Here is a 10,423-nt window from a genome sequence, read left to right on the forward strand (position 1 = left end):
CAGCCTTAGAAGGAATTCTCGTGCGGGGTTTCCTGAGCAATTAAAAAAGTAGAGTCTTGAATTAGTAACTCTACCTTACCACACTTCATAACTCCCACCGGTAAATGATGAGGGTGGGTAAGATAATGGCTCGGGTCCTTTGATTAATTTTATATCAGTCGTTTCCAAAAATAATTGAATTGTCGGGATATCTTTTTCTTCGCCGAAAATGACATATCATAATTCCCAACAAGCTAATGATAAATTGGCATATTTTGTTTCTACCTGATACTCTTTTTTCACGTTATTAATCAAAATTTCAAAGGTCCAGCTATAACCAAGTGTTTTCATTTTTCATCTCCCAGGAACGCTCAACTCTTTTAAAAAGTTGAGTATTTCCTTTTTTTGTACAAGTATTCTCCACTTTAACTATTAATTTTCCAATTGTCAAACTATTTTGTTTCTGCTAAAATCAACTTATGTTAAAAAATATTGCTCAACAAGATCCAAAAATCCACTCTTTAATCCAACAAGAATTAAATCGGCAAAGAGTTGGCTTGGAGATGATTGCTTCAGAAAATTTTGTTTCCGCGGCTGTCTTAGAGGCACTAGGCACACCCTTGACCAATAAATATTCCGAAGGCTATCCAGGCAAACGCTACTACGAAGGAAATGAATATATTGACCAAATTGAACAACTGGCCATTAATCGAGCTCAGCTGCTTTTTGGTGCTGACCACGCTAATGTGCAACCGCATAGTGGATCACAGGCTAACCTAGCTTCTTATTTATCAATCCTCCAACCGGGGGATACGATCTTGGCCATGGACTTATCTGCTGGTGGTCACTTAACGCATGGTTCGCCAGTTAATTTTTCTGGTCGCTTATTCAATTTTGTTCATTACGGAGTAAATAAAGAAACGCAACTAATTGATTTTACTCAAGTACGTGAATTAGCTCAGCGATGCCAACCAAAATTAATTGTTGCTGGTGCCTCAGCTTATCCCCGAAAAATTGACTTCCAACAGTTTCGCGCCATCGCTGATGAGGTTGGCGCCTATCTCTTAATTGACATGGCACATATTGCTGGCTTAGTTGCTACCAATCTTCATCCCGCTGTTTTCCCCTATGCTGATATTGTTACTACTACTACACACAAAACATTGCGCGGTCCCCGGGGCGCTATTATCCTTTGTCAAAACGATGATCGTTTTGATTTAACTGGTAAAAAAAACCTGACGCAAAAAATTGATTCCGCTGTTTTCCCCGGGATGCAGGGTGGACCCCTGGAGCATGTCATCGCCGCTAAAGCAGTGGCTTTCCAGGAAGCACTGGCGCCGGAATTCAAAACCTATCAACAACAAATTCTTAAAAATGCCAAGACGCTAGAAAACGTTTTCCAGCAACAAGGCATCGCCATGGTAACTGGTGGTACGGACAATCATTTATTACTTATTGAATTAACTAACTTGGGCATTACTGGTAAGCAAGCTGAGCAAGCTTTAGCGCGCGCGGAAATATATACTAACAAAAATGTCATACCTTATGATCCGTGCAAACCCACCAATCCTTCTGGTTTACGACTGGGGACAGCAGCATTGACGACGCGTGGTTTGCAAGAAAAAGAAATGACCCAGATTGGTTTAGGAATAGCCACAATTCTCAAAAATAGCACCGACGATAATATCATTAAACAAGTAAACAATGAGTTGCGTGAATTGATTGCTCAATTTCCACTCTATCCCGATCTATCTTATGACTAATATTATTGATGGTAAAAAAATAGCTGAGGATATTCGTCAGCAAATTTTAGAGCAAATCAGGGAACAAAATCTGCAACCCAGCTTAGCGGCTATTTTGGTTGGTGAAGATCCTGCCTCAGAGCTCTATGTACGACTAAAAAAAGAAGCTTGCCAAAAAGTGGGCATCAACTTTCACCTTTATCGTTTAGCTAATAATTGTACTAACGAACAAGTAATTGAAGTTATTGATTTTTTAAACCAAGATCCGGAAATATCAGCCTTACTCGTTCAACTACCACTGCCAAAACACTTAGATACAAATCTCATCATCCAAACTATTGATCCGAAAAAGGACGCTGATGGTTTTCATCCAGATAATTTACAACTATTCAAACTGGGCCAGCAAGAGCAAACGCCAGTTTTGATTGCTGGTATTTGGCAACTACTATTATCTACTCAAGAAAAGCTAATGGGTCGTCAAGCTTGTATTTTAGCCAACAGTCGGGAGTTTACCGAAAATATGGCCATTGCCCTGGAACAACAGAAAATTAATGTTACTATCGCCTATTTAGCAGATCTGAATTGGCGAGAAAAGACCAGAAAAGCCGATATTTTAATAGTAGCTGTGGGTCAAGCGATGATCATTGGCCATGATGATATTAAAAAAGATGTAATTGTCATTGATGTGGGCACCAATAAAATTAATAACTATTTTACCGTTGGTGATGTTAATTACACCGATGTTTTTTCTTATTGCTCACACATCACGCCAGTTCCCGGTGGCGTCGGACCCATGACCATTGCCCTACTTTTAAAAAGATGTCTCGATCTTGATCAAAAAAAATAACCCCGCTGTCAATCAACGGGGATTTTTATTTATTTGCGACTCAGCATTTTATGCAAACCTTCTAAGTGCAATGCCGAATGGAAAAGAATTAGTTTAAAAGCAGAAAATAGTTGCTGCCAACTTTTTTGGCCATATCTGTTGATATATTCCTTTTTTAATTCAACCAACGTTTCATCGCCACCAAGATCAAATCCTAGTGCTGTTTTTAGAATTCGCTTCCAGTCATGCACGTAGGTAAACTCCACATTATAGGGAGCCTCTGTTCTCACTGATTCTGTTCTGCCATACTCGGTAACAATCTCTACCAAACGCCATACTTCCGTGCCGTTTCTTTGCAAAAACTTTTCTTTATAGGCATCCTCTACTTTGATCATAATACTATTTCTCCTTTTTTTGATTTTTATAATGAACGAAAAATAATTGTACACTATTACAATTATTTGTCAACCCTAAATCTTTCGCAATTTACTAGCACTGAAAAAAATTGTTGCTACCGCCCATCATCCACGAACAATTCATAGTAGGCTAGAATAATAGGTGTTCCCAAAACGATCCAAAAAATAAATTCCTCAAAAGGAAACTGTAGTCCAAAAAGTTGTATATGACCGATGTACTGTCCAGGAAACCGCCACTGATCCAAACTAAGTGCTGTTAACTCAAAACTGAGAAAAAGAAAAATATTAAAAATACCCGCCTTTAATAATTTTGCTGCTAAATGTGGTTTGGTTATAATCAAGTAAAAAAAGGGAAAAGCGCCAGTCACGCCAATGATCAGATAGGTGTAGGGAAAATACAAGGCACTGGGGTAAATAAAAAAAGTAAATATTATTAATACTAATAAGCTAAAGAAAACAAGGAGTACCGATTTGAATAGTGGCGCTACCTTTTGCGAATGATCGTGTTCAAAAAAATGCTCATAATAAACCACCGTTAATAAAATCCAAAAAAAATACTAAATCAATACGTCAATAGGAATCAATCCTAATAGTTTATTGGGAAATACCAGCTGCCTCGATGGCGCCCAAGACCAGGCACCATTAAATTCCGCGAGAAAATCAATAATAAAAGCCACTATCATGCCCGCTATAATGCTAGCACCCAACCTTTTTAACTGTTTTGGCTGCCGAATTAAAAGAAAAATCGCCGGTACGGCAAAAAATAAAATTGTCGAGGTTAAAAACCTAACCTCAAAATATAAAATAATCGGAATAGCTACCAATACCATGCTAATTACTAACAAAAAATCTAGACGAATATTTTCTTTGATCTTCACAAAATATAGGATAATTATAACAAATAAATTAATAAAAAAATACCCAATTTTTCTTGCGTACTTAAAATACAATCAAATAAGTTATTTAATTTGCAATACTTTGCCAGCTAAATCCAGCTCAATAAAATGATGAGCACGACCGGCCAGATAAGATGGGCACTGATTTTGTGCTTCGTCATCAATGGCTAAACGCGGATTGTGAGCAATATCAGCTACCCAATCAGGAAAAATAGCATCTGCTAAACACGGACCATTACTTAAATCTACCCCTTGCTCCACTTTTTGCTGATAAACCTTTTGTGCTTCACTCACCACAACTTCTCTTATTTTCTCCATACTCATGACACTGCCCGGGCTATTAACATCAATTAAACTACTATCGTTAACCAAACGATCCTGATTGGCACTGCAGCCAGTCAAAAATAGACAAACAATAATTAGCGTGGTGATTATTTTCATATACTAAAAAAGGGATGCCTGAAAAGACTGCGCTTGACCCAAGACTTCAACGGCAAAAATTCTATTAATATCAAAATGTTTATCTTGTTTACTTTGATGACAAAAAGCTAAAATTTGATTTTTTTCCTGGTGCACCTCTTTGACATCAATATCCCTCAGCGCTCGCATTTCATTACCAAATTTTAAATACTCAATCTTAACCTGACGCCCATATTTCATCGCTACCTGTAAAGAATCAATAATCTTTTCCTTACTACCCCAACGTATTGGTATTGGTTGACGCTGGCCATTATTTTCAAACCACAAACGGCCATGGCGTTCGCCATAGTCATACAATTCCTTAGTAACTCGGACATCATCCAAACAATACCTAATCAATTTATCCCAATCCTGATTTTTGTAGTACCAAATAGCGTCCAGTCCAGAACCAGACTTACCTTCACCTAAAGTAACCGTAGCAATAGAATCCAGTTTCAAACGATGACCAAGAGCGAATTGAACTTCTTCCAAGATATCCAGATGTGGCAATTTATCCAATTTCCATCGGAAATATGGCTGTAAAACGGTAAAGTCAAATTTCTTACTGTTAAAACCAATGATTAAACTGGCTTTTTTTAGCCATTCTTCTAGTTCTGAAAATTCTGACTGACGAAATGCTCGATACTTATTCAAACCATAAGAATAAGCGCCGACAACCGACACTTCTAAGAGGTGGGCATTTTGCTGACCGCCCACCTCGTCAAAACTTTTTTTGGTTTCTAAATCCAAAACTACTTTATCCATTTTTTGCCCTCGCTAAAATTTATTTCCAAGTAAAACTGCTAACAATTTTTTGATAGTCTGCCAGCTTAGCAGTAAAATCTTGATCGGCTGGATTGCTATCCGGTATCGTAATCTTAAAAACTTTACCATCTTTTAACCCGTAAATTTCCGTTACTGTGTAATTATCCTTTGGTATCTGAGCAATGGCTACGATTGGCTGTTGAGCTAGAGTGCCACTTTGCACCTTGTCTTGAGGTAAATTGTTGTCCTTAACATAGGTAGCTAAATCAGAGCCATAGTTCTCGGCAACCAGCTCAATCTCAACTGGTAAACTGCCTTCTACGGCTGATTTGATAGTAACTTTATTACCATCTTCACTGACCGTCCAATCTTCTGGATATTTAACGCCCCACAATGCTGAGCTATAATCCTTAGTTGGCTTATCTGGCGGTGTCATGCTTGGTGCTGTTACTTCCTTCATCCACTGCCAACTATTGAGAATTGCATTAAAGTATGGTATAGCGGCTTCTCTTGAACCACCAAAGCTACTGGCGGTAATCATAATCATTTCTTCGTTGACTGGCATGTAAATAGTTGACTGAATGTCATTCGGATTATTCTGCGTGTTGTCCTGCAATAACATCAGACCGATTACTGGTTTAAATATTGCTTGTTGTGCGGCTGTCGCGTCAATCTGTTTCTCTTTCAAAAAATCAGCGGCAGTTAATTTATTAGGATTAGGTGAGCGTCTAATTTCCACTTTCGCTCCTTGGGCTGGTTGCGGTTGTTGCGCGTCATAGCTGTACAATATTACGGCACCATTTTTTTCTTCACCAAACCAATTATCTGGTATTTGCACTTGCCATAATTTATCGGCGCTTTGATAAGGCACAAATTTGACTTGATCTTGCTGCGGTTGCTGTGCGGCATTATCAATATTAGCACCATCGCTAACTTGGGCCTGCTTAGATTTCAATAGACCGGATTGATCTAAATAAACAAATCCCCCTACTAACAAAACGACAATAATCAAAATTATAACTAGTGTTGTCATGGATATAAATCCTGCTTTTTGCATATTCATATTTCTTCACTTAATTAATACTTAACGGCCCCCGAACTATTACTGCTATATTTTAACACTTTTTTTGTTTAATTAAAACTGTGGATTATAAATCGTCTAAATCAGGTAAAAAACTGGTACGATTACCTTCTTCATCAACTTCAATAACCAAACTTTCATCCAATTGGTCACTATTCTCAACCCGTCCGCGTTCTAATTTATGACGATCGATTTCCGCTAAAAACTGCGAGGCCTGATTAAGGTAGCCACTACCAGCGCCAACTATGGGATAGGTTAAATATAGTTGCTGTTGGGCTCTCGTGACAGCCACATAAAATAATCGCCGCTCTTCTTCCAATCCTCCTTTTTCTTGTAAGGCGCGCTGATTAGGAAAGGCGTTCTCAATCAAATTAATAATGAAAACTACGCGCCACTCCAATCCCTTGGCTTGATGAATGGTGCTTAAAACCAGCTGATCTTCACTAGTATGTTCTTGTTTTTCTTTTTGTAAACTAAAATTTTCTTGCAAAGAAACTTCACTCAAAAAAGCATTTAAGTCTTGATAGCTGTCGGCATAAAAAGAAAATTGCTCCAAATCCGAAAGTCGTTGTTGCCAATCAGGATATTCATTCTCTAAATAGTTTTTGTAATCCGAGCGGGTTAAAATACGAACAATCTCGCCCACTGATACTGGACCAGTATTCATCAATGACAAAACCGGGCGCAAAGTAGAACAAACGCTTTGCCAGCCATTAACCGAGCGACTACTTAATGACCATTCAGCATTAATTATTTCCTGCATGCTAGCGGACTTGCTAGCTCTAATCTGATCAATCAATTGTTCAGCACCAGCAGCGCCAATACCAACTTGTAAATTTAATATGCGCGACCAGCTTATTTCATCAGCGGGATTATTCAATACTCGCAAATAAGATACCACGTCCTTAATATGCGCCCGAGCAAAAAATCGTAAACCACCGCGATAGTCATAAGAAATATTTTTCTTATTGAGCTCCATTTCTAAATTTTGCGAATGATGAGCGGCGCGAAATAAGACAGCCATTTTGGAAAATGGTACGCCCTCTTCATGAATCTTAATAATCAAAGAGGAGATCAGTTCAGCCTCTTGTTTGGGAGTTAAGCACGGTAATAATTGCGGTTTGATAAAAGAATCTAGGGTTGTTTTCAGCTCCTTTTGGTACTGATTGATATTATTACTGATAATATCGTTAGCCACGGCTAAAATATCTGGCGTTGATCGATAATTATATTCCAATTTAAAAACCTTAACGTCACTAAACATTTGTGGGAAATCCAAAATATTACCAATGTCAGCGGCACGGAAAGAGTAAATACTCTGAGCGTCATCACCAACGACCAAAATATTGTGATGCGCCGCTGATAAATGTTTAACTAATTGTGCCTGTAAATGATTAGTATCTTGATACTCATCCACCAAAATATACAAAAACTGCTGGGCTAGCTTTTGACTAATTTTCTTTTCTTGCTGGAGTAGCTTCAACAAATTGACCAATAAGTCATCAAAGTCCATCACTTGATTGCTTTGCTTTTTCTGCTGATATAATCGCTGTATCGACTCAATATCCGACAATAAATTGACCCATTGCGGATGTTTGTAGGTAATAATATCAGCCAGATCCTTTTGCGAATTTTGTTGATAGCTAAAAATATCCTGCAAAACAGCGGCTGAGGGAAACCGACGCTGCTTGGTATCAATACCAGCTTCCCGTAAACATTTTTTCACCAAATCAACGCTGTCCTGTGCGTCCAAGATATTATAATTACTCTGATAACCAATTAACTTAGCATATTGTCTTAACAAACGATTGGCAATATGGTGGAACGTACCAGCCCAAAGACCATCAGGATACACTTTTAATAATTCCTCGGTCCGGGCCACCATTTCTCGTGCTGCTTTGTTCGTAAAGGTTAATAATAATATTCTCTCGGCTGGCACACCCTGCTGTAACAAAAAGGCTAGACGATAAACTATGGTTCTGGTCTTACCACTACCAGCGCCAGCTAATACTAAACAAGGACCATCGGCCCTTGTCACTACTTGATATTGCTCTTTGTTTAATTCCCTAGCAAAATCAATGTTCACATCAGAATTATTTAATTCTTTTTTAATCTTGTATATTTTCGTCATGATCTAGGTGGCGAATAGTAATATCGTATTGAATTTGTTCTAGACGTTTGAGATTTCTTTTGGCCTCATCAAACTTCTGTCGTAAGGCGCCAGTTAAATATAATTTCATTAAAGTGGCAACTATCTCCTCAGACAAACGGCGGTATTCAATCAAGCTGTCATAATGGCTGGCAGTGGCTTGTAAAACAGCTTGCCGCACTAGTTCACCGGTCATATCAGCAAGACCACCAATATATTCTTCTGGCCCGATATTAATTCCCGCCACCTCTTTCAACTCCTGCTTTAATAAAGCAGCAATAAACATTTTGGCCTCCACGTACTCCTCGAGACAGGCCTTGTACGATCCTTCAAATTTTAGTCGGTTATCTTTGTTATACTCTTTTTGCAAATACAAAAGAATTTTTTCCGCTGCGGCTATCTTATTGTTAGCCATCTTAAAATCCTGACGATGGGCAGCAAAAATTGCTTCTTTGGCGTTTTGTAATATTTCCCGCGAGCGATTAAAAATATAGTCTCTCTCTTTCTGAAAAGAACCAAGATTTTGACTTATTTTACTGATCAATTTTTTGTTCAACATTTATTTAATATTAATAATTTTAACTTCTTTACGTTGTGACGCCAATATATCGCGCCTTTTGCCCAAATAATAATTCACAATTATCTTTCTCGATAATGGCCAGATGATTAAGAGGGCTAGAATGTCACTTAATAAACCTGGAATAATCAACAAAATAGCTGCTAAATAATAATACAACTTTTGACTGATATTTTGCTGATCTAGCTGACCGCCAACAAATAAGCTCTGAATTTGTCCCAACAGTTCCCAACCAACAAATTTAACCAAAAAAATACCAAACAAAACCATAATCAACAAATAAAGAACGGTATTGCTAGCGCCCACCAAACTACCGAACTTAATCAGCAAGACTAAATCCAAAATAAAAATAATAAAAAGCGAGGTAAATATTTTCTTGAGCATAGCAAGCGTATTATAGTAAAATTATGAACTAATCACAACTAAACAAAACGCGGGGTTTTAAAAACCCGTGTTTTTTCAATATCATCATAATAACTAATTTATTAAATTATCCAACTCCCTTAGTGGCATTATGTTTAATTAAAATCAAATACTCAACGTTTAAAAAAAGTCAAAATTTCAGATTTAATTTTATTGCTATTGCCATGCTTCATTAATCCCAAATAAGAGTTCAGAGAGTCGTTTGCAAAATGATCCTTTAACCGACGAATCATCCTTAGTCTGGTAGTCTTTCTCAAAATCCTATGATCAGGGAAGTTTATCCAACCTAAAAAGTCCACCCCCGACGACACTGTCCTGATGAATATTTTTTTTGGATGAATGTTTAATTTTAGTTCTGTTAATAAAAATTCTTCAATTAAGTTAATTTGATTTTCGAGCCATTTTTTATTGTCTGACAAAATAGTAAAATCATCAACATAACGAATATAAAATTTTGCTTTGATTTTATGCTTTACAAATTGATCAAATTCATTGAGGTAAATATTAGCAAAAAGTTGCGATGTTAGATTACCCAAAGGTAAGCCCTTGCCTTCTCTAGTTTGAAAGCTATTAATTATATTTTTTAACAACCAGATAATATATTTGTCGGGAATATACTCTTTGAGGATGTTGATTAATAGTTCATGGTCAATGCTCGCAAAAAAACTTTTAATATCCCCTTTAAGCACCCAACAAATTTTAGCATTGTTTCTACTAACTCTTAAGAAAAATTGATTAAACCGAATAATCGCTTTATGTGTTCCTTTTCCTAAACGGCAAGAATAACTGTCAAAAATGAAAGTTCTATCAAAAAATGGATAAAGTTGGCGGTAAATAGCATGATGCAAAAGTCTATCATTGATACTGGCCTTATGAATATTTCTGATTTTAGGATCAAATACCTTAAATGCCTCATAACCACCGTGTTCATATTTGTGATATACTAAATTGCGATATAACTGAAAAATATTATCCATTAAGTTGGTACAAAATTCTTGTACATCTTTACGATTGCGCTTACCGCATAAAAATTCTTGCCATGCGGTTAATAGATTTTCTAAACTAATAATATCCTCAAATTTATGAGTGAGTTGAATCTTCATACCTCTA

General features: G+C 37.1%; 12 protein-coding genes. 2 read left to right on the forward strand and 10 right to left on the reverse strand.

All coding sequences use genetic code 11. The features are described from left to right. Positions 1-458 precede the first annotated feature (458 nt). Both COX77_05030 and COX77_05035 read left to right on the forward strand, forming a co-directional pair. Entirely contained in the window at positions 459-1,742 is a 1,284-nt protein-coding gene (locus COX77_05030; protein PIZ98278.1) for a serine hydroxymethyltransferase, read from the forward strand. Continuing rightward, the gene (locus COX77_05035) at positions 1,735-2,568 is read left to right on the forward strand and encodes a bifunctional methylenetetrahydrofolate dehydrogenase/methenyltetrahydrofolate cyclohydrolase (protein ID PIZ98279.1); all 834 of its coding nucleotides are present in this window, start codon (positions 1,735-1,737) and stop codon (positions 2,566-2,568) included. The genes COX77_05030 and COX77_05035 overlap by 8 nt, the downstream gene beginning before the upstream one ends. A gap of 29 nt (positions 2,569-2,597) precedes the next feature. Here the strand turns inward: COX77_05035 and COX77_05040 are convergent, their stop codons facing one another. The 10 genes from COX77_05040 to COX77_05085 all read right to left on the reverse strand — a co-directional run bounded on the left by COX77_05040 (position 2,598) and on the right by COX77_05085 (position 10,416). Continuing rightward, positions 2,598-2,942 carry a hypothetical protein gene (locus COX77_05040; GenBank protein PIZ98280.1) on the reverse strand — a complete coding sequence of 115 codons (345 nt, stop codon included), beginning with the start codon at positions 2,940-2,942 and terminating at the stop codon, positions 2,598-2,600. Between the two features lie 116 nt (positions 2,943-3,058). Continuing rightward, entirely contained in the window at positions 3,059-3,496 is a 438-nt protein-coding gene (locus tag COX77_05045; protein PIZ98281.1) for a hypothetical protein, read from the reverse strand. A gap of 24 nt (positions 3,497-3,520) precedes the next feature. Beyond that, entirely contained in the window at positions 3,521-3,913 is a 393-nt protein-coding gene (locus tag COX77_05050) for a hypothetical protein (protein PIZ98282.1), read from the reverse strand. Between the two features lie 9 nt (positions 3,914-3,922). Then, positions 3,923-4,300, reverse strand: coding sequence for a hypothetical protein (locus tag COX77_05055; GenBank protein PIZ98283.1), 378 nt, complete (start codon positions 4,298-4,300; stop codon positions 3,923-3,925). 3 nt (positions 4,301-4,303) lie between these two features. Further along, on the reverse strand, positions 4,304-5,083 hold the full coding sequence (locus COX77_05060; protein PIZ98284.1) for a hypothetical protein: 780 nt from the start codon (positions 5,081-5,083) through the stop codon (positions 4,304-4,306). A gap of 19 nt (positions 5,084-5,102) precedes the next feature. Beyond that, the gene (locus COX77_05065) at positions 5,103-6,146 is read right to left on the reverse strand and encodes a hypothetical protein (GenBank protein ID PIZ98285.1); all 1,044 of its coding nucleotides are present in this window, start codon (positions 6,144-6,146) and stop codon (positions 5,103-5,105) included. 85 nt (positions 6,147-6,231) lie between these two features. After that, positions 6,232-8,295 (reverse strand): hypothetical protein, encoded by a 2,064-nt coding sequence (locus COX77_05070; protein ID PIZ98286.1) that lies wholly within the window; start codon positions 8,293-8,295, stop codon positions 6,232-6,234. Further along, entirely contained in the window at positions 8,273-8,872 is a 600-nt protein-coding gene (locus COX77_05075; protein PIZ98287.1) for a hypothetical protein, read from the reverse strand. Before COX77_05075 ends, COX77_05070 begins: the two co-directional genes overlap by 23 nt. Further along, positions 8,873-9,274: a hypothetical protein gene (locus COX77_05080; GenBank protein ID PIZ98288.1), complete on the reverse strand. Its 402-nt coding sequence runs from the start codon at positions 9,272-9,274 to the stop codon at positions 8,873-8,875. It lies immediately after the preceding gene. A gap of 152 nt (positions 9,275-9,426) precedes the next feature. Then, positions 9,427-10,416, reverse strand: a complete 990-nt coding sequence (locus COX77_05085; protein ID PIZ98289.1) for an RNA-dependent DNA polymerase — start codon at positions 10,414-10,416, stop codon at positions 9,427-9,429. Positions 10,417-10,423 lie beyond the last annotated feature (7 nt).

Source organism: Candidatus Komeilibacteria bacterium CG_4_10_14_0_2_um_filter_37_10 (genome assembly GCA_002793075.1).
Taxonomy (GTDB): domain Bacteria; phylum Patescibacteriota; class Patescibacteriia; order UBA1558; family UBA1558; genus UM-FILTER-37-10.

Excerpts from the sequence above, each read along its gene's own strand:
- COX77_05070 (PIZ98286.1), bottom strand. The coding sequence starts at position 8,295 with ATGACGAAAATATACAAGATTAAAAAAGAATTAAATAATTCTGATGTG.
- COX77_05040 (PIZ98280.1), bottom strand. The coding sequence starts at position 2,942 with ATGATCAAAGTAGAGGATGCCTATAAAGAAAAGTTTTTGCAAAGAAAC.
- COX77_05085 (PIZ98289.1), bottom strand. The coding sequence starts at position 10,416 with ATGAAGATTCAACTCACTCATAAATTTGAGGATATTATTAGTTTAGAA.
- COX77_05080 (PIZ98288.1), bottom strand. The coding sequence starts at position 9,274 with ATGCTCAAGAAAATATTTACCTCGCTTTTTATTATTTTTATTTTGGAT.
- COX77_05060 (PIZ98284.1), bottom strand. The coding sequence starts at position 5,083 with ATGGATAAAGTAGTTTTGGATTTAGAAACCAAAAAAAGTTTTGACGAG.
- COX77_05030 (PIZ98278.1), top strand. The coding sequence starts at position 459 with ATGTTAAAAAATATTGCTCAACAAGATCCAAAAATCCACTCTTTAATC.
- COX77_05035 (PIZ98279.1), top strand. The coding sequence starts at position 1,735 with ATGACTAATATTATTGATGGTAAAAAAATAGCTGAGGATATTCGTCAG.
- COX77_05065 (PIZ98285.1), bottom strand. The coding sequence starts at position 6,146 with ATGAATATGCAAAAAGCAGGATTTATATCCATGACAACACTAGTTATA.
- COX77_05055 (PIZ98283.1), bottom strand. The coding sequence starts at position 4,300 with ATGAAAATAATCACCACGCTAATTATTGTTTGTCTATTTTTGACTGGC.
- COX77_05075 (PIZ98287.1), bottom strand. The coding sequence starts at position 8,872 with ATGTTGAACAAAAAATTGATCAGTAAAATAAGTCAAAATCTTGGTTCT.